17 protein-coding genes are annotated in these 20,931 nt (G+C 73.8%); 9 read left to right on the top strand and 8 right to left on the bottom strand.

Features of this window, described 5'->3' with window-relative positions; genetic code table 11:
* Window positions 1-140 precede the first annotated feature (140 nt).
* The 5 genes from Pta02_RS36775 to Pta02_RS36755 all read right to left on the bottom strand — a co-directional run bounded on the left by Pta02_RS36775 (window position 141) and on the right by Pta02_RS36755 (window position 7,307).
* Window positions 141-1,535: a type VI immunity family protein gene (locus tag Pta02_RS36775; RefSeq protein WP_203879638.1), complete on the bottom strand. Its 1,395-nt coding sequence runs from the start codon at window positions 1,533-1,535 to the stop codon at window positions 141-143.
* Window positions 1,536-1,566: 31 nt separating this feature from the next.
* Window positions 1,567-2,643, bottom strand: coding sequence for a YihY/virulence factor BrkB family protein (locus Pta02_RS36770; protein WP_239131520.1), 1,077 nt, complete (start codon window positions 2,641-2,643; stop codon window positions 1,567-1,569).
* Between the two features lie 158 nt (window positions 2,644-2,801).
* Window positions 2,802-6,155, bottom strand: coding sequence for an acetyl-CoA carboxylase family protein (locus Pta02_RS36765; protein WP_203879637.1), 3,354 nt, complete (start codon window positions 6,153-6,155; stop codon window positions 2,802-2,804).
* 9 nt (window positions 6,156-6,164) lie between these two features.
* Entirely contained in the window at window positions 6,165-6,683 is a 519-nt protein-coding gene (locus tag Pta02_RS36760; protein ID WP_203879636.1) for a GNAT family N-acetyltransferase, read from the bottom strand.
* Between the two features lie 153 nt (window positions 6,684-6,836).
* Window positions 6,837-7,307, bottom strand: coding sequence for a PPOX class F420-dependent oxidoreductase (locus tag Pta02_RS36755; RefSeq protein ID WP_203879635.1), 471 nt, complete (start codon window positions 7,305-7,307; stop codon window positions 6,837-6,839).
* Window positions 7,308-7,479: 172 nt separating this feature from the next.
* Between Pta02_RS36755 and Pta02_RS36750 the strand changes: the two genes are divergently transcribed.
* From Pta02_RS36750 to Pta02_RS36725, 6 genes are all read left to right on the top strand, one after another.
* Window positions 7,480-8,838 carry a TrkH family potassium uptake protein gene (locus Pta02_RS36750; protein ID WP_203879634.1) on the top strand — a complete coding sequence of 453 codons (1,359 nt, stop codon included), beginning with the start codon at window positions 7,480-7,482 and terminating at the stop codon, window positions 8,836-8,838.
* Between the two features lie 175 nt (window positions 8,839-9,013).
* A complete protein-coding gene (locus Pta02_RS36745; protein ID WP_203879633.1) occupies window positions 9,014-11,140 on the top strand; it encodes an elongation factor G in 2,127 nt (708 codons plus the stop codon).
* Between the two features lie 3 nt (window positions 11,141-11,143).
* On the top strand, window positions 11,144-12,949 hold the full coding sequence (locus Pta02_RS36740; protein ID WP_203879632.1) for an ABC transporter ATP-binding protein: 1,806 nt from the start codon (window positions 11,144-11,146) through the stop codon (window positions 12,947-12,949).
* Between the two features lie 98 nt (window positions 12,950-13,047).
* Window positions 13,048-14,856, top strand: a complete 1,809-nt coding sequence (locus tag Pta02_RS36735; protein WP_203879631.1) for an ABC transporter transmembrane domain-containing protein — start codon at window positions 13,048-13,050, stop codon at window positions 14,854-14,856.
* 125 nt (window positions 14,857-14,981) lie between these two features.
* Window positions 14,982-15,581 (top strand): hypothetical protein, encoded by a 600-nt coding sequence (locus tag Pta02_RS36730; RefSeq protein ID WP_203879630.1) that lies wholly within the window; start codon window positions 14,982-14,984, stop codon window positions 15,579-15,581.
* A 115-nt stretch (window positions 15,582-15,696) separates the two neighbouring features.
* Window positions 15,697-15,924, top strand: coding sequence for a hypothetical protein (locus tag Pta02_RS36725; protein ID WP_203879629.1), 228 nt, complete (start codon window positions 15,697-15,699; stop codon window positions 15,922-15,924).
* A 52-nt stretch (window positions 15,925-15,976) separates the two neighbouring features.
* Here Pta02_RS36725 and Pta02_RS36720 read toward each other — a convergent pair whose 3' ends face one another.
* Together Pta02_RS36720 and Pta02_RS36715 are read right to left on the bottom strand one after the other, a co-directional pair.
* The gene (locus tag Pta02_RS36720) at window positions 15,977-16,810 is read right to left on the bottom strand and encodes a nitroreductase/quinone reductase family protein (RefSeq protein ID WP_203879628.1); all 834 of its coding nucleotides are present in this window, start codon (window positions 16,808-16,810) and stop codon (window positions 15,977-15,979) included.
* Between the two features lie 498 nt (window positions 16,811-17,308).
* Window positions 17,309-18,136 (bottom strand): endo alpha-1,4 polygalactosaminidase, encoded by an 828-nt coding sequence (locus tag Pta02_RS36715; RefSeq protein ID WP_203879627.1) that lies wholly within the window; start codon window positions 18,134-18,136, stop codon window positions 17,309-17,311.
* 192 nt (window positions 18,137-18,328) lie between these two features.
* Between Pta02_RS36715 and Pta02_RS36710 the strand changes: the two genes are divergently transcribed.
* Together Pta02_RS36710 and sigJ are read left to right on the top strand one after the other, a co-directional pair.
* The gene (locus Pta02_RS36710; protein ID WP_203879626.1) at window positions 18,329-19,195 is read left to right on the top strand and encodes an alpha/beta fold hydrolase; all 867 of its coding nucleotides are present in this window, start codon (window positions 18,329-18,331) and stop codon (window positions 19,193-19,195) included.
* Window positions 19,196-19,309: 114 nt separating this feature from the next.
* On the top strand, window positions 19,310-20,182 hold the full coding sequence (gene sigJ, locus Pta02_RS36705; protein WP_203879625.1) for an RNA polymerase sigma factor SigJ: 873 nt from the start codon (window positions 19,310-19,312) through the stop codon (window positions 20,180-20,182).
* Between the two features lie 56 nt (window positions 20,183-20,238).
* Here the strand turns inward: sigJ and Pta02_RS36700 are convergent, their stop codons facing one another.
* Window positions 20,239-20,367 carry a hypothetical protein gene (locus Pta02_RS36700; RefSeq protein ID WP_307837518.1) on the bottom strand — a complete coding sequence of 43 codons (129 nt, stop codon included), beginning with the start codon at window positions 20,365-20,367 and terminating at the stop codon, window positions 20,239-20,241.
* A gap of 152 nt (window positions 20,368-20,519) precedes the next feature.
* Here Pta02_RS36700 and Pta02_RS36695 point away from each other — a divergent pair, with 152 nt between their 5' ends.
* Window positions 20,520-20,816 carry a YciI family protein gene (locus Pta02_RS36695; RefSeq protein WP_275423647.1) on the top strand — a complete coding sequence of 99 codons (297 nt, stop codon included), beginning with the start codon at window positions 20,520-20,522 and terminating at the stop codon, window positions 20,814-20,816.
* Window positions 20,817-20,931: the final 115 nt, after the last annotated feature.

Here is a 20,931-nt window from a genome sequence, read left to right as displayed (position 1 = left end):
AAAGAGAACGCGAACGTCATAGTCGGTGATCGTAGGACGGCCCGGGATCGGGACTCAACCGGATATCCCCCGGGACCGGCGGGCGGCGACCGGCGGATGGCCGGGCGCTCCCCACCCCGCAGGGCCTGTGCCGGAGCAGGTCACAGCAGGAGTGCCTGGAAACGCTCGTCGGATCTGAGGAGCCTGAGGCGTTTGTCGGTCTTCGCCCGTCGCTTCGCGGTGCGGTCGTGACAGACCGCCCGGCGCAGGAACGCGATCGCGCGGTCGGGGTCGCCCGCGGCGCAGGCGACGGCGGCGGCGTCGCCCAGGGTCTGGCTCTGCAGTCGTGTGACGTGCTCCTCGGCGAGGTCGAGCCATTCGGTTGCCTGGTCCTTACGGACCACGCCGGTGACGAGCAGCTCGGCGAGGGCCGGCAGGAGATGCCACAGCAGGCCTGCCGCGTCGACCTCGGCGCGGGCCTGCGCGGCGGCGTCGAGGAGCCGCGGGTCCAGCGCCCCGGCCAGCCGGCCGAGGCGCTGCGTGAGCTCGAAGGATCGCTGTGCCCGGGCCTGGGCTTCGGCGTGTGCGGCGCGCCAGCCATCGACGCGGTCCGGCACCGACCCGGTGTGGCCGAGCCTGGTGAACCAGTCCTCGGTCCGCTCCACGTATCGGTGCACCAGGTCGAACGACACGGACCGTTCGGCGGCGACGGCGATCCACGGCGCGAGCACCTGATACACCTGCCGGTACGGTGACAGTTCTCCGTCATGATGGGGGCCGCCCAGGAGCGGACGGGGCCCGGCCTTGATGATCACACCGTGCCGGCACTCGATCAGCTCGATCACGCCGGGTAGCCGGGCGCGCAGTCCGGGCAGGCCGCCGAGGTCGGCCAGCAGGTCCGCACCGACCAGGGTCAGCCAGCCGACGCCCTTGATCGCATCGCTTCCCGGAGCCCGGGCGTCGGCCGGGATGCGCACCACGTCGGCGCCGGGATGGCGCATCGAGGCGTTCCAGGCGTGCGTCTGACTGTCTTCCTCGGCGTAGCGCGAGCACTCCAACGACCAGCCTGCGATGCCGGACGTGAAGGGGAAGATCTCGCCGAGCCGGCGCACCAGCGTCAGCATCTCATCCGGGTCGTCCAGTCCCCATTGCGGCGGGAAGGCCAGGGAAACGAGGTTCGCCTGCGTGCTCTGGCCGGCCCAGACCTCGTACTTGAACTGGGGCGCGTCCTGGTACCGGTCGCCGGACTTGAGCTCAAGCGCCATGCAGGCCTTGCGTCGCGCGCCGGGCTTGAGCCAGGTGTTCAGCAGACCGAGTGTCCGTTCGGTCACCGGCTTGTGGACCCGAGAGTTCTCCGTCGCGGTGAACCGGAGGTTCTCCGGCGGGCACCGGTGCAGGAACAGGTCCAGGCAGCCCAGAACCGCCTCGGGACAGTCGTAGAACGACACGCCGGTGTACAGGTTGATCCCGAAGGTCAGGGCGACCAGTTTGAGCCCGTCGCGGGTCAGGTCGAGATCGTCGAACCCGGACCGGTCGGTCGGCTCCTCGGGCTTCATGCCGGCAGGTCCTCCATCACCGTATCCGCCTTCAGCCTCGGGACTTGCTCGCCGACCCCGTCCTGCGGCGCAGGAGCCGCAGTGCGGTCCGCACGGCCGCGATGATCGCCGAGCCCACGGCGCCGACCAGGGGCTCGCGTTCCTCCTCCGCCGTGGGGCCGGGGTCGGGCCCGCTGGGCGTGGCGTCACCGGCGCGGCAGGCCTCCAGCTGGGCGGCGAAGGCCAGGCCCAGGAACAGCGCCATCGAGCTGAGGAAGGCCCACAGCAGCAGGGCCATCACGGCGGTGAGCGGGCCGTAGGTGGCGCCGAAGGTGCCGCTGCTCTCGGTGTACAGCGCCAGCAGCAGCGTGAAGACGGTCCACAGGGCCAGGGCCACCAGGGCGCCGAAGGCCAGCCAGGTGTGACCGGGCTGTCTGCGGCGCGGGGCCGCGCGGAACAGCACGGAGGTGGACATCAGAGCGAGCAGGAAGCCCAGCGGCCAGCGCATCAACGCGAAGGCGTTCCTGGCGGGATCGTCCCAGCCGTAGACCTCGGCCAGCGCACGGCCGATCGCGCCGCCGCCCACCATCATGACGAACCCCGCCGTCATGAAGGCGCCCGCGGTCACGGCCATCAGCAGGGCCCTGCCGTACTTGCGGTGGAACGGGCGGTCGCGTTCCACCCCGTAGATGCGGTTGGCGCCGCGCTCGATCTGCGCCATGGCGCTGGTCAGCGAGACCAGCGCGGTGATCAGGCCGAGCCACAGGGCGACGGCGCCGCCGGTGCTGCTCACCCGCCGGTGACTGCCGCCCAGCACGTCCTGGACCGCCTCGGCTCCCGGTCCCGGCGACAGGTGGCTCAGCGTCAGCTCCAGCACCATGCCCAGGCGTTCCTGGTCGATCACCGAGCTCAGCCCCACCAGGGCGATGGCGCCGGGGATGATCGACAGGCAGACCTGGAAGGCCAGCGCGCGGGAGTTCGTCATGCCGTCGCCGTACCGGAACCGGACGTAGGAGTCACGGGCCAGATGCCATCTGCCGTACTTGCGCAGCGTCTCCCAGGCATGATCGGCGGAGAGCTCCTCACCGCCCATGCTCCGGGTCTGCGGTACCCGTGTCGCGGTTCCCATATCGCTGAGAAGAATGCCGGAAAAATCGCGATATGCACAACGGACCGCCACACCCGGACTCCAGCCCGTCCCGGCGGGCCCGCAGCCCAGCCCCGCCCCGGGTCCCGGCGGCCCGCGGCCCCAGCGAGGTCCCGGGTCCCGGCGAGCCCGCCGTCCCGTCACCAGGCGTCGACGAACACCCCCTCACCCCTGTCCGGCGGCACGGGCGAGGCGCGCAGGGCCCGGCCCAGCCACTGCCGCGTCTCGGCGGGATCGATCACCGCGTCGATCTCCAGGTGCGCCGCGACGTTGACGGCCCTGCCCTGCTCGTAGGCGAGGGCGACCATGTCCTGGAAGAGCTTCTCCCGCTCGGCCGGATCGGCGACGGCCGCCAGCTCACGCCGCATCGACAGCCGTACGGCGCCCTCCAGGCCCATGCCGCCGAACTCCCCGGTGGGCCAGGCGACGTTCAGCTCCGGGGAGTGGAAGGCGCCGCCCGTCATGGCCTGGGCGCCCAGGCCGTACCCCTTGCGCAGGACCACGCTGAACAGCGGGACCGTCAGCTTCGCCGCGCGCAGGAACATCCGGGAGACGTGCCGCACGGCCGCCTCCCGCTCGGACTCGGGCCCGACCATGAAACCGGGCGTGTCCACCAGCGAGAGCACAGGCAGCCGGTGCGCCTCGCACAGGTTGAGGAAGCGGGCGGCCTTGTCGGCGCCCTGCGCCGTGATCGCCCCGCCGACGACGGCGGGGTCGTTGGCCAGCACCCCGAACGGCCGGCCCTCGAAACGCGCCAGCGCGGTGATCATCCCGGGGGCGAAGGACTCCCGCAGCTCCAGCACCGAACCGGTGTCGGCCAGCGCGGCGAGCACCCGGCGCACGTCGTAGACGCGTTTGCGGTCCTCCGGCAGCAGGAAACGCAGCTCGCGCTGGTCGGCGCACGACCACTCGGCGAGATCGCCCTGGAAGTACGACAGGTAGCGCCGCGCGGTCTCCACCGCCTGCTCCTCGTCGTCGACCACGATGTCGCACACGCCGTTGGGGGCCTGCACGCTCACCGGGCCGATCTCCTCGGGCAGGTAGGTCCCCAGCCCGCCTCCCTCGATCATGGCGGGGCCGCCCATGCCGATCGTCGCGCCGCGGGTGGCGATGATGACGTCGCAGCACCCCAGCAGCGCGGCGTTGCCGGCGAAGCAGCGGCCGTTGACGACGCCGACCAGCGGCACCCGGCCGCTCAGGGCCGCGAAGCGCACGAACGAGGTGGTGTCGAGGGCCGAGACCCAGGGGGCGTCGGTGTCGCCGGGGCGCCCTCCCCCACCCTCGGCCAGCAGCACCAGCGGCCACCTCCACCGGCCGGCCAGCTCGATGAGGCGGTCCAGCTTGCGATGGTTGTTGTAGCCCTGCGTGCCCGCCAGGACGGTGTAGTCGTAGGCCGCCACGGCGCAGGTCACCCGGTCGCCGAACAGGTCGGCGTTGACCGTGCCGACGCCGGTGATCAGGCCGTCGGCCGGGCTGCGCCGCAGCAGCTCCTCCTCGCTGCGGCGGCGGCGCTGGGCCGCGAGGGCGAAGGCGCCGTACTCGTTGAGGCTGCCGGCGTCCAGCAGGGCGGCCACGTTCTCCCGGGCGCTGCGGTGGCCCCGCTCGTGCCGGGCGGCCACCGCCTCCGGCCGGGCCGCGTCCCACGTCAGCTCCCAGCGGCGGCGCACCTCCTGCAGGCCGGGGCGGACGCGGTCCAGGTCCCGCTCGGGCGCGGCGGGCAGGCCGGGATCGTCTCCGTACTCACCGAGCGGCTCCAGGAACAGCACGGGCCGTCCGCCGGCGATCGTGTCGCCGGGCGCGGCGGCCAGCTCGCGGACCCGCCCGCTCACCGGCGCCTCGACCGCGAAGTGCATCTTCATGGCCTCCAGGACCGCCAGAACCTGACCGGCCCGTACGACCGCGCCCGGCCGCGCCTCGACGGCGGCCACGACGCCGGAGGTGGGCGCGCTCACCGCCACGGTCCCCGGCGGTGCGGTGATCTCCTGCCCGTTCCCGTCCCCGGTCACGGACGCCGCAGTGGACGCCGCAGTGGACGCCGCAGCGGACGGCGTCTCCTCGGTACGGCCGGCGAAGAAGCGTCCCGGCGGCAGGTCCCGGCCGGCGGCGACCAGTTCGGGCAGGTGCTCCTCCAGCCAGGCCGTCGTCACCTCCGCCCTGCGGATCTCCGGCCGGTCGAGTACGGCGCGCAGCAGGGCGATGTTGGTCGGCACCCCCTCGACGCGGAACTCGGCCAGCGCCCGCGCCGCCCGCCGTACCAGCGCCTCGAAGTCGTTTCCCCGGCGGGAGACGACCAGCTTGGCGAGCAGGGGGTCGAAGCCCGTACCGGGGGTGAACCCGGTGTAGGCGAAGGTGTCGACCCGCAGACCCGGGCCACCGGGCGGCTCGAAGGCCTGAAGCGTCCCGCCCGGGACCCCCGGGACGCCCGCCCTCCCACCGGATGACGGGTCGTCCATGGTGACGCGCAGCTGTACGGCCGCGCCGTCCGGAGGCGGCAGGGAGGGGTCGAGACGGTCGTCCAGTCCCAGCTCGCCCAGCGTGGCGCCGTCGGCGAGCCGCAGCTGGGAGATCACCAGGTCGACCCCGGTCAGCTCCTCGGTGACGGTGTGCTCGACCTGCAGGCGGGGGTTGGCCTCGATGAAGAAGAACCGGCCGTCGGGCCCGAGGAGGAACTCGACGGTGCCCAGCCCCTCGTACCGGACGGCGCCGGCCAGCCGCAGGGCCGCCTCGATCAGCTCCGCCCGCAGGCCGGGGTCGAGGGCCGGGGCGGGCGCGAACTCCAGCAGCTTCTGGTGGCGGCGTTGCACGGTGCAGTCGCGTTCCCACAGGTGCGCCACGCGGTCGCCGTCACCGACGATCTGCACCTCGATGTGCCGCGCGTTCTCGACGAGCGCCTCCACGTAGAGGTCACCCTCGCCGGAGGCGGCCAGGGCCTCGGCACCGGCCGCGGCGTAGGCCGCCGCGAGACCGGCCCGGTCCCGCACGACCCGCATGCCGCGTCCGCCGCCGCCCGCCAGCGCCTTGACCACCACGGCGCGGCCCTCCAGCGAGGCCGTGAACGCCTCGGCCTCCTCCAGCGTGGTGGCCCGCGCCGTGCCCGGCGCGACGGGAACCCCCACCCGCCCGGCCAGGGCGCGGGCCGCCGCCTTGTCGCCGAAGACCTCCAGCGTCTCCGGCGAGGGCCCGACGAAGACGATCCCCGCCTCACCGCAGCGCCGGGCGAACTCGGCGCTCTCGCTGAGGAAGCCGTACCCCGGGTGCAGGTGCGTGGCCCCCGCCCCGGCCGCCGCCTCCAGCACCCGTCCCGTGTCCAGGTAGGCCGCGGCGCCCCGCCCCGGCAGAGGCCGCGCCTCGTCGGCGTGCAGCACGTGCAGCGACCGCGCGTCATCGTCGGAGTGGACCGCGACCGAACGCCAGCCCAGGTCGGCGGCCGCACGCGCGACGCGCACGGCCACCTCCCCGCGGTTGGCGATGAGCAACGTCGGGGTACGGCGCATCGGGCTCCTTCACACGGTGTCGTCGGACCGGGCGTCCCCGGCCCCGGTGTCCTGGGGATCGGCGTGGCGCAGCCAGATGTACTCGACCGGCTGGCCGGCGTTCCACTCCGCGGCCTGAGCGTCGCCGACCGGTACGAAGTCCGCCTGCCGGTAGCACCGCAGTGCCCTGTCGTTGTCCGGGTGCACCCGCATGAAGATCTCGGTGTGGCCCGACTCCCGCGCCAGCGCGGTCAGCTTCCGCACCAGGCGCCGCCCGATCCCCCGGTCCCGGGTCTGCGGCGCCACGATGATCCGGGCGAGTTCGACCTCGCCGGCCTCCTCATCGATCCACAGCTCGCCGTAGCCGAGCAGGTCCCCGTCCTCGACGAGCGTGCGGGCCCGGACGTCCTCGGCCGTCCCCCAGCCCGCGACGACCTCCGGGGAAAGGGGGAAGCCCTCGTGCCCGCACCACATCGCGACCTCCCGGGAGGAGGCCGCCCAGCCCGCGACCACGGCCGCGTGCGCCGGGTCGAAAGGCAGCAGCTCCATCGTGCTCCGTCCGTTCCACGCGTCCGGCGGGTGCGACACCGCGGACGCCGTCGTGCGATCGCTGTCCGACCAGCGGATATCAGCGAATACCAGCAGATACCACAGGCACCCGCGGCCCCCGGAGGGCGGGGTCGCCGGGATCCGGCCTGAGTCTCAGTCGCCGGGGACCAGGCGGGCCGGGAAGCCGCCGGTCGCGATGGGCCCCCAGCGGTCGATGCGGATGCGGATCAGGGACTTGCCCTGGCGCAGCATGGCGGCGCGGTACTCGTCCCAGTCGGGGTGCTCACCGGCGATGCACCGGTAGTAGTCCACGAGCGCGTCGAGGGCCTCGGGCATGTCCAGCACCTCGGCGTGCCCGTCCACCTGCGCCCAGGGGCCGTCCCAGTCGTCGGACAGCACGCAGATCGAGGCCCGCTCGTCGCGCCGGGCGTTGCGGGTCTTGGCGCGCTCCGGATAGGTGGAGACCACGATCCGCCCCTGCCCGTCGACCCCGCAGGTGACCGGGGACAGCTGCGGCCGCCCGTCGGCCCTCGTGGTCGACAGCAGGCCGTGGTGCCGGGGGCGCAGGAAGTCCAGCAGTTCGGGCAGCTCGACCCGGCGCGCGGTCGCGATCTTCGGAGCCATCTCACATGCCTTTCCGTGCCCGGCCGGCGCGGAGACCCGGGCCGGCCGGTGGTGATTCTGGGAGCAGTCGGTGGTGGTTCTGGTAGTGCTCGGTGCTCGACCACCGATCCTCGCACCCCCGGCCGGGGAGTCACCGCGCCGGGGGCCCGGACGCACCGGCAGGATAGGGCGGGTGATCCGTCGCCCCACCGCCCAGTCCGTGCTGGACCGCTTCCATCACCCCGCCCAGATCATCGTCACCGCGTTCGCCGTCGCGGCGGGCATCGGCACCGCCCTGCTGGCCAGCCCCCTGGCCGGCGAGTCCGGCGAGCCGACGAGGCTGATCGACGCGCTGTTCACCGCGGTGTCGGCGGTGTGCGTCACCGGCCTGGTGGTGGTCGACACCGGTGGTCACTGGTCGGCCTTCGGCGAGGTGACCATCATGCTGCTGATCCAGGCCGGCGGCCTGGGCATCATGACGCTGGCCACCCTGTTCGCGGTGATGATCTCCGGACGGCTGGGACTGCGGGCCCGCATGTGGGCCCAGGCCGAGACCAAGACCCTGCAGCCGGCCGACCTGCGCCGGGTGATCCGCAACGTGGTGCTGTTCAGCCTCGCCACCGAGGCGGTCATCGCCACCGTGCTCACGATCCGCTTCGCGACCGGGTACGGCGAGCAGCTCGGCCGGGCCGCCTACCTGGGCCTGTTCCACGCCGTCTCGGCCTTCAACAACGCCGGCTTCGGCCTGTGGCCCGACAACCTGGTGCGCTTCGCCACCGACGCGTGGATCTGCCTGCCCATCGCCGCCGGCGTCGTCATCGGCGGCCTGGGCTTCCCTGTGGTGTTCGAGCTGTTCCGTTCCTGGCGCCACCCCCGCAGCTGGTCGGTGCTGACCCGTATCACCGTGGTCGTCACCGCGGCACTGCTGCTCGCCGGTTTCCTGGTGTTCACGATCACCGAATGGGGCAACCCCCGGACGCTGGGGCCGATGGACGTGCCCGGCAAGCTGCTGGCGGGGTTCTTCACCGGGGTGATGCCGCGCACCGCCGGGTTCAACAGCCTGGACGTCGCGGCGATGGAGCCCACCAGCTGGCTGGCCACCGACATGCTGATGTTCATCGGCGGCGGCAGCGCCGGCACCGCCGGCGGCATCAAGGTCACCACCTTCGCCGTGCTGGCCTACGTGCTGTGGGCAGAGCTGCGCGGCGAGACCCGCGTCAACGCCGGTCACCGCCGCCTGACCGCCGCCGTGCAGCGCCAGGCGCTGACCATCGCCCTGCTGTCGGTGGCCCTGGTCATCGTCTCCACCTACGTGCTGCTGGCCATCACCCCGCACAGCCTGGACAAGCTGCTGTTCGAGACGATCTCGGCCTTCGCCACGGTGGGCCTGTCCACCGGCATCACCGCCGCCCTCACCCCGGCCGGGCAGCTCCTGGTCGCCCTGCTGATGTTCGCCGGCCGGGTGGGCCCGGCCACGCTTTTCTCCGCCCTGGCGCTGCGGACCCGGGTGCGCCGCTACGAACTGCCCGAGGAACAGGTCATCGTCGGCTGAGCCGGCCGTCCGGGCCCCCGCGCCGGCGACGGCTCCGGATAAACCAGTTGTCCCGCCGGGTCCCGGCTTGTTGTACTCGCGATGGAGGAAGATCGAGCAAGGGGAGCTGAAATGCGGCGAGCGTACATGTCCATCCGCGAACAGACCTTCATCCATCCAGAGGACATGACGCTTCGTGCATACGCTCAACCTTGGGATCGTGGCGCATGTAGACGCCGGTAAGACCAGCCTGACCGAGCGGCTGCTGCACGCCGCCGGGGTCATCGACGAGGTCGGCAGCGTCGATGACGGCACCACCCAGACCGACACGCTGGCGCTGGAGCGCCGGCGCGGCATCACCATCAAGTCCGCGGTGGCGTCCTTCGCCGTCGGCGACGTCACGGTCAACCTGATCGACACCCCCGGCCACCCCGACTTCGTCGCCGAGGTGGAACGGGTGCTGGACGTGCTCGACGGAGCCGTCCTGGTGGTCTCCGCCGTGGAGGGCGTGCAGGCGCAGACCCGCCTGCTGGCACGCGCCCTGCAGAGACTCCGCGTCCCCACGCTGATCTTCGTCAACAAGATCGACCGCGCCGGGGCGGACCCGGTACGGGTCCTGCGGGACGTCGACCGGAAGCTGACCCCGGCCGCCGTCGCCATGGGCACGGTGCGCGGTCCGGGCACGCGCGAGGCCGCCTTCGTCCCGTACGGCCCCACCGACCGCAGATCCGCCCCGTACGGCCCCGCCGACGGCGCGCCCACCGCCTCCGGCCGGACCGGCGGCGCGCCCACCCCGTACGACCCGACCGGCGACGCCTTCGCCACCCGGCTGGCCGAGACCCTGGCCGAGCACGACCAGGCCGTGCTGGCCGCCTGCCTCGACGGCACGCCGCTGCCGTACGACCGGTTGCTCGGGGAACTGGCCGCGCAGACCGGGCGGGCCGTGGCGCACCCGGTGTTCCTCGGCTCGGCGATCACCGGTGCGGGCGTGCGGGAGCTGACCCGTGCGATCGTCCGCCTGCTGCCCGCCGCCGGTGCGGACGACGGAGCCCCCGCCTCCGGCACCGTGTTCAAGATCGACCGCGGGACCGCCGGCGAGAAGATCGCCTATGTACGCCTGTTCTCCGGAAGCGTCCACGTGCGCGACCGGCTGCGACTCGGCCGGGACGGCGAGGACGGGGAGGGCGAGGACGGGAAGGACGGACAGAACGGCGCGACCGGGAGGGGCGCCGGGGACGGCGAGGCCAAGGTCACCGCGATCCACGTCTTCGAGCGCGGCGCGGCCGTACCGCGTGCCACGCTCACCGCGGGACGGATCGCGAAGATCTGGGGCCTGACCGGCGCCCGGATCGGCGACACGGTCGGCGCTCCCCGGGCGGCCGGGCGGCGGCGCCACTTCGCCCCGCCGACCCTGGAGACCGTCGTCGTGCCCCGCCGCCCCGAGCAGGGCGCCGCGCTGCACGCCGCGCTCGCCCGGCTCGCCGAGCAGGATCCGCTGATCAACCTGCGGCACGACGACATCCGGCGGGAGACCTCCGTCTCGCTCTACGGCGAGGTGCAGAAGGAGGTCATCCAGGAGACCCTGGCCGCCGACTTCGGCCTCGACGCCGGCTTCCGCGAGACCACGGCGATCTGCGTCGAGCGGCCCGCCGGCGCCGGGGAGGCCGTCGAGATCCTCGGCCGGGCGGGCAACCCGTTCCCGGCCACGGTCGGGCTGCGGATCGAACCGGCCCCGCCCGGCACCGGCGTGCGGTTCCTGACGGACGTCAAGGTCGAGTCGGTGCCGCTGCACATCTACAAGACGACCGAGGATTTCCGCGCGGCGATGCGGGACACCGTACTGGAGACCCTGGGCCAGGGCCTGCGCGGATGGCGGGTCGTCGACTGCACGGTCACCGTGACGCACTCCGGCTACACCTCCCCGACGAGCACCGCCAGGGACTTCCGCCTGCTGACGCCGCTGGTCCTGATGAGCGCGCTCAAGCGCGCCGGCACCGTCGTGTGCGAGCCGGTCCACCGCTTCCACCTGGAGATCCCGGCCGACACGCTCGGGCTGGTCCTGCCCGTGCTGGCGCGGCTGCGCGCCGTACCGCGCACGACGGTGACCGACGGACCCGCCTGCCTGCTGGAGGGCGGGATCCCGGCGGCCCGGGTGCACGAGCTGCAGCAGCGGCTGCCGGGGCTGACCCGCGGCGAGGGCGTGCTGGAGTGCGCGTTCGACCGCTACGAGCCGGTCTCCGGCGCGGCCCCGTCCCGGCCGCGGACGGACCGCAACCCGCTCAACCGCAAGGAGTACCTGCTGCACCTGAGCGGGAGGGCCTGAGCGATGGCCGACTCCACCCGGGCCGGACGGGCCCGGTACCGGGTCCTGCGCGCCCTGCTTCCGGGGCGGCGCTCCGCGGCGGCCCTCGCCGTGGCGATCGCGGCCGCCACGGCGCTGCCGCTGGCGGCGCCCCAGTTCACCCGCCGTTTCGTCGACGACGCCGCCGCCGGGGCCGGCACCGGCCGGCTGACGCTGATCGCCCTGGGCTACCTCGCGGTCGCCGTCGCGGGGCAGGCCGCCCGGACGCTCACCGCCTGGCTGGCCGGCCGGCTGGCCTGGGACGGCACCGACCGCCTGCGGGAGAGACTCGCCGAGCACGCCCTCGGTCTCGACATGGCCTTCCACGGCCGCCACACGCCCGGCGAGATGATCGAGCGGGTGGACGGCGACGTGGTCGCCGTCACCGAGTTCGCCGTGGCGTTCCTGCTGGACGTGGTGGCCGGCGTCCTGTTGCTGGCCGGCGTGCTCGTCATCGTGTTCACCGTCGACCCGCGCCTGGGCGGCGCGCTGACGGCCTACTGCGCGCTGGCCGGGTACGGCATGGCCCGCGCCCAGCGGCTCGCCGTCCCCTCGGCCGCCCGCGCGCGCCGGGAGAGCGCGACGCTGTTCGGCGGCCTGGAGGAGCGGCTGACCGCGGTCGAGGACATCCGCGCCAACGGCGCGGGCGAGCACTCCGTCAGGCGATTCCACCAGTCCGCCGCCGCCCTGCACCGGGCGGAGTTCCGCAGCGACCGGGTCGGCAGCAGCCTGCTGGCGGGCACGGGCGTGGCCTTCGCGGCCGGGACCGCCATCGCGCTCGGCCTGGCCGCCTGGGGCCGGATGTCCGGGATCGTCACGGTCGGCACCGCCGTCCTGCTGTTCCAGTACACGCTGATGGTGCGCGCCCCGTTCGAGCGGCTGATCGACCAGCTCAGGCGGTACCAGACGGCGCTGGCCGGCATCTCGCGCATCGGCGCCCTGCTGGCCGAGCCGCGTACGCTGCCCGCGCCCGCCGACCCCCGCCCGCTGCCCGCCACCGGCCCGCTCGGCCTGCGGCTCGACGGTGTGGGCTTCGCCTACGACCGGGATGCCCGCGAGGGGGAGAAGGTCCTGTCGGATGTCACCCTCTGCCTGGCGCCCGGCGAGAGGCTCGGCCTGGTGGGCCGTACCGGCAGCGGCAAGACGACCCTCGCCCGGCTGGTGCTGCGCCTGTACGACCCCGTCGAGGGCGTCGTCCGGGTCGGCGGGCTGGATCTGCGCGAGGCCGACCCCGCCTCGATCCGCCGGAGGATGTGCGTCGTCACCCAGGACGTGCAGCTGTTCGCCGCCAGCGTCCGCGACAACCTGACGCTTTTTCGCCCCTCGGCCGATGACGACCGGCTCCGCGAGGTCCTGGCCGGGGTCGGCCTCGGCGACTGGCTGGCCGCTCTGCCCCGCGGGCTCGACACCGTGCTGGGCGGCGCCGTCCCCGCCGACGCCCCTGCCACCGGTGTCCCCGCCGACGCCCCCGCCGGGGTCTCCGCCGGTGAGGCGCAACTGCTGGCGCTCGCGCGGGCCTTCCTCGCCGACCCCGGGCTCGTCGTGCTGGACGAGCCCTCCAGCCGGCTCGACCCGGCCACCGAGCGCCGGATCGAGCGGAGCGTCGAGCGGCTGCTCACCGGCCGGACCGCGGTGCTCATCGCGCACCGGCTGTCCTCCCTGTCCCGGGTGGACAAGATCGCCGTCGTCGGCGACGGCCGGATCCTCGAGTACGGCCGCCGCGAGGACCTCGCCGCCGACCCCGACAGCCGCTTCGCCCGCATGCTGCGCCTGGCGGGGGCGGCCCGATGAGCTCCGGTGAGATCCGTCCGGGTGAGGGCGAGACGACGGGACGCGGAAGGGACGATCGGGGAAGGCTCGCCGAGGCCCGGCCGGGCGAGGGCGGCCGGGTGAGGCGCGCACTGCGGGTCGCCGCCCGGCTGGCCGGATTCGACCTGCGCCGCTATCTGGTCGGCGCCCTGCTGTGGATGCCGGCCGGCGTCATCCCGATCGGCGGCGGGCTGCTGCTGCAACGGCTCTTCGACCAGATCGGCGGGTACCGCGCCGCCGACCTGGAGCAGTCGCTGTGGCTGTGCGCGGCGTTCGTGGGCGTGGAGGCGGTCCGCGGCCTGACGATCGTCGTCGCCTGGTCGTACGGGGACTACTGGTGGAACGCCGCGGCGACCGTCCTGCGTGCCAACGTGCTGCGCTCGCTCCTCACCGCGCGCGGTCCCGCCGCGGCCCGGTTGCCGCACTCCTCCGGGGAGTCCCTCTCGCGGTTCCGCGACGACGTGGGCGACCTGGTCGACTTCACCGACGAGAGCGTCTCCCTGGCCGGTGCGACGCTGTTCGGCGTCGCGGCTCTGGCGATCATGGGGTCGATCGACCCCGTCATCACCGTGGCGCTCGTCGTCCCGATGATCGCGGTCGGCCTCGTCAGCCGGCTGGCGAACGAGGCGGTCCGGCGGCTGCACCTTCGCGCCAGGACGCTCGGCGCGGCCGTCACGGCCTCCATCGGCGAGATCTTCGGCGGCATCCTGGCGATCAAGACCGCCGGGGCCGAGGAGGCCGTGCTGGAGCGCCTGCGCGAGCACAACCGCAGGCGGCGCACGGCCGCCGTCAAGGACCGGCTGGCCACCGGCCTGATGGAGACCACGACCGGGGCGACCGTCGAGATCGGCATCGGCCTGATCCTGCTGCTCGCCGCTCCGGCGATGCGCCGCGGCGACTTCACGGTGGGCGACCTGGCGTTGTTCACCGCCTACGTCAGCTGGCTGACGGCGCTGCCGCGCACCGTCGGCGCGGTGCTCCACCGCCTGCCCCGGGCCGTGGTCGCCACCGGGCGGCTCAGCCGGCTGATGGCCCCGCACGAGGACTCCCGCGACCTGACCCGGGACACCGCCGTCTGGTTCCGCGGCGGGTCCCCGCCCGCCGTGCCCCCGCCGCCGGAACACGACGACCCCCTCGACGCCGTCGAGGGGCGCGGGCTGACCGTGCGGTTCGGCGGGAGCGGCCGCGGCCTGCACGGGGCCGGTCTGCGGATCACGCGGGGGTCGTTCACCGTGGTCACCGGCGCCGTCGGGTCGGGCAAGACGACCCTGGTGCGCGCCCTGCTCGGCCTGGTGCCGCTCGACTCCGGGACGATCACCTGGAACGGCCGTCGCGTCGACGACCCCGGGACGTTCCTGGTCCCGGGCCGGGCCGCCTACGCCGGGCAGGTCCCCCGGCTGCTGTCGGCCTCCCTGCGGGAGAACCTGCTGCTCGGCCGGTCCGAGGAGCATCTGGACACCGCGCTGAGGCTGGCGGTCCTGGACGGGGACCTGGCCGAGATGGCGCAGGGGCTGGACACGGTCGTCGGACCCCGCGGGGTGCGGCTGTCGGGCGGTCAGATCCAGCGTGCCACCGCCGCGCGGGCGCTGGCGCGGGCGCCGGACCTGCTCGTGGTCGACGACCTGTCCTCCGCGCTGGACGCCGGGACCGAGCGGCTGCTGTGGGAGCGGATCGCCGGCGCCGCCCGCGACGGCAGCGGCCCCGGCACGCTCCTGGTGGTCTCGCACCGGCGGGCGGCGCTCGAACGGGCCGACCAGATCATCGTGCTCGACCGCGGCCGGGTCGTCGGCCGGGGCCGTCTCGGCGAGTTGCTGCGCGACTGCCCGGAGATGCGGCGGTTGTGGGGCGAGGAGCTTGTTCTCGAGGCCGGGGAACAGCAGGATGATTGATCTTTGGATTTTTCCTGAAAGAGCGCCTTTACAGTGTAGATTAACAATCTGTCGCCGTTCCCGGCGAGCCGTACGGCCGCTCCCCGGGCCGATCCGATGTGACAGCGCAGGAGGACGCCGCCACAGTGGCCGACCACAGCACAGGACGTCCGGGCTGGCTGCACGTCGGCCCCCTGGAGCCCCGCCTGAGACGCCACTGGGACCCCGGCACCTTCCCGCCGGCCGAGACGCTCCTGGCGGTCCTGACCCTGTCGGCCCTGCCCCGCGCCCTGTCCGTACGGCTGGCCGTCCACCTGAGCGGCGGCGTCGTCATCGGCCCCGGGGCCGTCCCGGACCTTCCCGGCTTCGGATGGCTCCGGGGCGTGCCGCTGCCCGTGCAGGCCGGGGCGTGGGAGCGCTCGTCGGGGGTGTACGACCCCCGGCGGCGCCGGATCGGCGTGGGCAGCGCGCCCTCGCCGTCGGTGTCGGTCTGCGGGCACGAGCTGGGGCACGCCGTGGACCACATGGAGGACAGGCCCTCCGGCTCGGAGTGGTGGAGCCGGCTGCACTCCCGCAGGGGCCCGTACCTGCACCCGCCCTACCGCCAGGACGCCGGGGAGCTGTTCGCCGAGTCCTTCGCCTGCGTCCTCACCCGGCGGGTGACCCGGCTGATCGGCCTGGTCGAGGACGAGGCGGCGGCCGAGGAGATCTATCACTGGATGGCCGGCCGGTACGGCATCGGCTGAGGGGGCAGGACATGACGGAGGGGAGATCGACGGACAGGATCTTTTGGCCTCCCCCGCGACCCGGCGACTATGCTGAGCCGGGACCGGCGGGATCGAGGGCGGAAAGGACGGGGTCATGCGGGTGACCAAGCTGCCGGGCGGCGCTCTCCGCGTCCCCACCACGACCACGCTGGCCGACGGCGTCACGCTCGACGGCACCCGTGACATCGCCCCCGGCGACCCCGAATACGCCTCGTGGCTGCCCCTGGCCCGCAGCGAGGAGGAGCAGCTGCGCCAGGAACCCGCCGAGCGCGCCTCCGACCGGGAGATCCTCGCCCGGTGGCGCACCCGGCAGAGCGCCTGACCCGCGCCGCGCGAGCCGTACGGCGGGAAAGACCCGCGCGGCGCGTCGGACGTCAGGCGTGCCCGTCGAGGATCGGGATCAGCTGTTCCTCCTCGTAGTCCAGGTGGCGCTCCAGCTCGTCGATGAGCCGCTCGACCTCGGGGAGCAGCGTCGAGGAGTCCGCGGTCTCGGCGGACAGGATCTTCTGCAGTTCGTCGAGGCGGGCGGCGATCTGCTCGTGCTCCCGGCCCAGCCGCTCCAGGATCGGAGCGAGGTCGGGACGGCCCTCGCCGAGCGAGGGGAACATCATGGTGTCCTCGCCGGTGTGGTGGTTGTGCAGCCCCTGGCAGAGGGTCAGGCAGTTCACCCTGAGCTGGGCGCCCAGGCCGGGACCGGCCTCGGCGACCTCCTTGCGGATCAGGGCCAGCTCCCGCCGGAAGGCGCCGTGGATCAGCTTGAGCGCCGCTCCCCACGACGTCGCGCTCGGCGGCCCGCCCGCGATCTGGTGGAGGGCGACCACGGGCAGGGCGCGCCCCGCCCTGGTCTCGTAGTCGCCCCAGGCGGGGTCGGCCTCGACCGCACGGGCGAAGACGCGGTCGCGTTCCCCGCCCCGCAGGACGACGGCCCGCGCCTGGTAGGTGAAGACGCCGTCCTCGACCGTGACCTCGGGGTTGGCCACCACGTTGTGGAACCAGGCCGGGTCCTTCGGCGCGCCTCCGGCCGAGGCGATGACCAGGACCCGCTCGCCGCCGTCGGGCAGGTACCCGAGCGGGACGGTGTGCGGGGCGCCGGAGCGCGCCCCGGTGGTGGTCAGCAACAGCAGGCGGCTCCCTTCGAAGTAGCCGCCCACGCGCCCGCCGTTGGCGCGGAACTCGTCAATGACCTGCTGGTTGAAATCGTTGGGCAATTGTCTGCTTTCTGTGTGGGTTCGGGGAAAGATCGGTGATCCGCGGGCCGTACGCGGGCATGACGGACTCACCGCGGGACGGCCTGGACCGCGGCGTGGAGAACCGGGAGGGGCTTCCGGCACGGCCCGAGGGTCCGGACGGCCGGAGAGATCGGCGGTGGACGGCACCGCCGGATGAGTGCAATGCCCGCGCGGGCGTGCGGATGCTCTCACGGATGCGCGGAGACGACGCGCGGATGCCCGGCGTGGGCGCGCGCGGCAGGCGGCGCGGACACGCGGGGGAGGAAAACGACGACGCGAGGCGGGAGCACGGCACGCGCGGACGGGAAGGCGGGCCTCTGGCCCGCCCGGCGCTCACGCGGCGGCCGGGTGCCCCACTCGCTCTTGGCCCATGGCCGACCCGGCAGTCACGGGTCCCACCCTAGTGCCGTGATCACGGGAGGACAACATCGTTTCCCGGACACCGGTCCGCGGCGCCCGGTTCAGCGGGCGTCCGATTCAGCAGGCGCCGTAGACGTAGCCCCGCTGCCCCGCCTTGCGCAGCCGCACATCGCGCAGCATCACCGACAGGCGGGAGCCGTACTGCTCGCACGTCTCGGCGAAGTCCGCGCGCCGGTACTCCACGACGATCACATCGGCCCCGTACACGCGGACGTAGGCGCCGCACTCGTCGTAGCGGCCGCACTCCTCGGCGACGGCGAAGTCGAAGCCCGCCCTGCGGCCCGCCGCGGCGATACCGGCCGAGTTCTTCTGGGCGATCGCCAGGCCCTCGGCGTGGGCGCTCCTGATGAGCAGAGCGGCGAACGCCAGCGCGTGCTCCTTCCTGATCAGCCCGCCCGACCGGGAGAAGGTGTCCAGGTTGTCGATCTCGACGGCGTCGTACCCCTTGGCGGCGCAACCGCCGATCCAGCCTCCGACGATCCGGGCGAGGGCGGCCCGCTTGGCCGGGGTCCGGATGTCGAACATCAGCTCGCCCCACTCCTCGTCCTCGACGTAGGCGCCACCCCTCTTCAGCAGCAGGGCCGCGTGGTTGCGCTTCCACCAGCCGATCTCGTGGGGCTGGGTCTGCAGGCCGTTGACGTAGCAGATGTTGTAACGGCCGGCGGCCGGCGCCTCGGTCCGGTCCCGCGACACGATCCGCGTCCCGGCCGGCGGCGTGTAGCCGCCGCCGAGCTGGTAGTCGGCCTTGGCGTTCGCCGGGGGAGGCTCCGGGGCCGCGGCGCCCGCCGTACCGGTGAGCAGGCCGAGCAGGACCGCTGCCGCGGCCGGCAGGGCGAGGCCACGACGGAAACGGAAGCGGCGTGTCGTCGCGCGGGGGAAGGGCACGGGGATTTCTCCTGTACGAAGCGGGACGCCGTCCGGTTGCGATCATCGGGTACGCCGGCACGCTAACAGCCACCCGACCTGACATTTTGCCCGATTAGTCATTTTTAGCCGCTTCATAGGCATACACTGCCGCGCCCGGTGCACCGGCGAGCCCCGTGTCACACTCCGAGGCCTCGATCCCGTCTTTGCAGCATGAGTCACGACCACAAGACGACCGATCACTCCGTCCGCGCCCCCGCCTCTCCCCCTCCGGCCGGGCGGGCCCGTAACGATCTCGCTCTCACCAAGGTCGGCGCGGGACCCCCGCTGGTGCTCCTGCACGGCCTCGGATCATCCCGCTCGGCCTGGGGGCCGGTGCTCGACCGCCTCACGGCCTCGCACACGGTGTACGCGGTGGACCTGCCGGGCTTCGGCGACTCCGGGGGGCTGGACGGCGGCTCCGCTCCGACGCCGCGACGCCTGGCCGAGGCCCTGGCCGCGGCCCTGGACGAATGGGGCCTCGACACGCCGCACGTCGCCGGGCACTCGCTCGGCGGGTGGGTGGCGCTGGAACTGGCCGGCCTCAGGCCGGTCGCCTCGCTGACCCTGCTGGCCCCGGCCGGTCTGTGGAGGAGGCACCAGCCGGTGTACTGCACCGTGAGCCTGTTCCTGACCTGGGCCGCGTGCCGGTTCGGCGCGCGGCCGGTCACCGCGCTGGCGCGCCGGGCATGGGGACGCAGGCTGCTGTTCTGGCAGCTCTTCGCCCGGCCCGAGGCCGTCGGCCGTGAGGACGCGATCCGCGACGTCGCCGTCATGGGGCGCTGCGCGGGCTTCCTGCCGACGCTGCGGGCCACCGGGCCCATCCGCTATCGCGCGGCGCGGGAGGTGGCCGTGCCGGTGACGCTCGCCTTCGGGGCCTCGGACCGCGTACTCCTCGCCCGGCAGTCCCGGTTCACCGACCAGCTCCCGCCGCACACCCGGCGGCTCGTCCTGCCCGGCGCCGGTCATGTGCCGATGAACGACGCCCCCGGGCCGGTCTCGCAGGCCATTCTCACGACCACGGGGGCGGCGGCATCCTGATGTCACACGCGGACAGCCGAGTCCCGTGCCGTCAGGCGACCGCCGGGAGGGGGAACCCATGAGGATCGCCCTGGCCGGAGGCGCTCAGGCCGTGGACGCGCGGCCGGGCGCCCGGTGACCGGGCCGGGCGGCGACCGGGAGGCCGAGCTCTCGGTCGGCTACGCCGCGGCGCGCTCCCATCTGGTCCGGGTGGCCTACGCGATCCTGGGAACGGTGTCCGAGGCCGAGGACGTGGTCTCCGAATGCTGGTTCAAACTCGTCCGCGCCGACCGGCGGCGCCGCGTCCACGACGTCGGGGCCTGGGCGACCGTGGTGGTCGCGCGAGCGGCGACGGACGTGCTGCGGTCGGCGCGGGTACGCCGGGAGACCTACACCGGTCCCTGGCTCCCCGAACCCCTGCTGACCCCCCTGCCGGACCCCGCGGACCGGGTCGCGCTCGACGAGTCCGTCAGCTTCGCGCTGCTCGTCGTCCTGGAGTCGCTCACCCCGGCCGAACGCACCGCGTGGGTGCTCCACGACCTCTTCGGCATGACCTTCGAGGACGTCGCCGCCGCCGTCGGCCGCACCCCGGCGGCGGTCCGCCAGCTCGCCGCCCGTGCCCGCAGGCACGTCGGCGCGGCGCGCGTCGACGTCGACCGTGAGCACCACCGTCAGGTCGTCGAACGGTTCCTGGCCGCCGCGGCGGGCGGGCGGCTGAGCGCCCTCGTCGCGGTCCTCGACTCCGACGCCGTGCTCACCAGCGACGGCGGCGGCGAGGTCAACGCCGCCCGCAGACCGGTCCACGGCGCCGAACGGGTCGCCCGCTTCCTGCTCGGCCTCGTGAGCAGGGCCGGACCCGGGCAGGTCCTCACTCCGATCACCGTCAACGGCGCCCTGGGCGTGGCCGTCTACGACGGCGGCGAGGTCGACACCGTCATCTCCTTCACCGTCACCGGCGGGTTGATCCGCCGGATCGACTTCGTCCGCGCTCCGGGCAAACTCCGGTGACCGGAGGGCTCACCGGCCGACAGGCGCCTCGGACGCCTCGGACGACGGCGGGCGCGTCAGACGCCGGCGGGCTCGGACAGCGGAGTGGACAGCGCGCCGAGACGGGCCACGGCCGCGGAGACGATCCGGTAGTAGACCCAGGTGCCGCGACGCTCGCTGCCGATCAGACCGGCGGTGCGCAGCACCTTGAGGTGGTGGGAGACCGGGGGCCGGTCAGGTCGAAGGCGGCGGTCACGGCGGCACCCCTTACTTCGATATCGGTCTAAATAATAGACGGCGGCGAAGGCCGGGCGCGATCACGGCGGGCCGTACCGCGCCGGCCTGGCCGGGTGAGGACGTGGCGGCGATGCACGCGTTCATGGAGGCCCGGAACAAGGAGCTGGTCGAGTCCGGGGAGTTCGTCGACGCCCGGGGGCTGGCCGCTCCCGTGCACACCAGGAGGCTCCAGCTGCGTGACGGGGTCCCCGTGGTGACCGACGGACCCTATCCCCAGACCCAGGAGGTTCTGGCCGGCTACACCATCGTCGAGTGCGAGAGCTTCGACCGGGCCGCCCGGATCGCCGCCCGGCTGTCGGAGTGCCCGGCTCCGGGGCGCTCCGCCTCCCGGGCCGCCCGCCTGACCGGCGGCGGATGAACCCCGGCGGAGGCGCAGCTCCGGCGGGACCCGGACCTCCGGGACGACCGCACCCGGACACGCCGGTGCCCCACCCCGGTGCGGGGTGGGGCACCGCTTCCGGGGCCGTGGCGTC

Origin of the sequence: Paraplanobispora takensis (genome assembly GCF_016863195.1) — a bacterium.
Lineage (GTDB): Bacteria > Actinomycetota > Actinomycetes > Streptosporangiales > Streptosporangiaceae > Planobispora > Planobispora takensis.
This window is presented reverse-complemented; position numbering and strand designations above follow the sequence as displayed.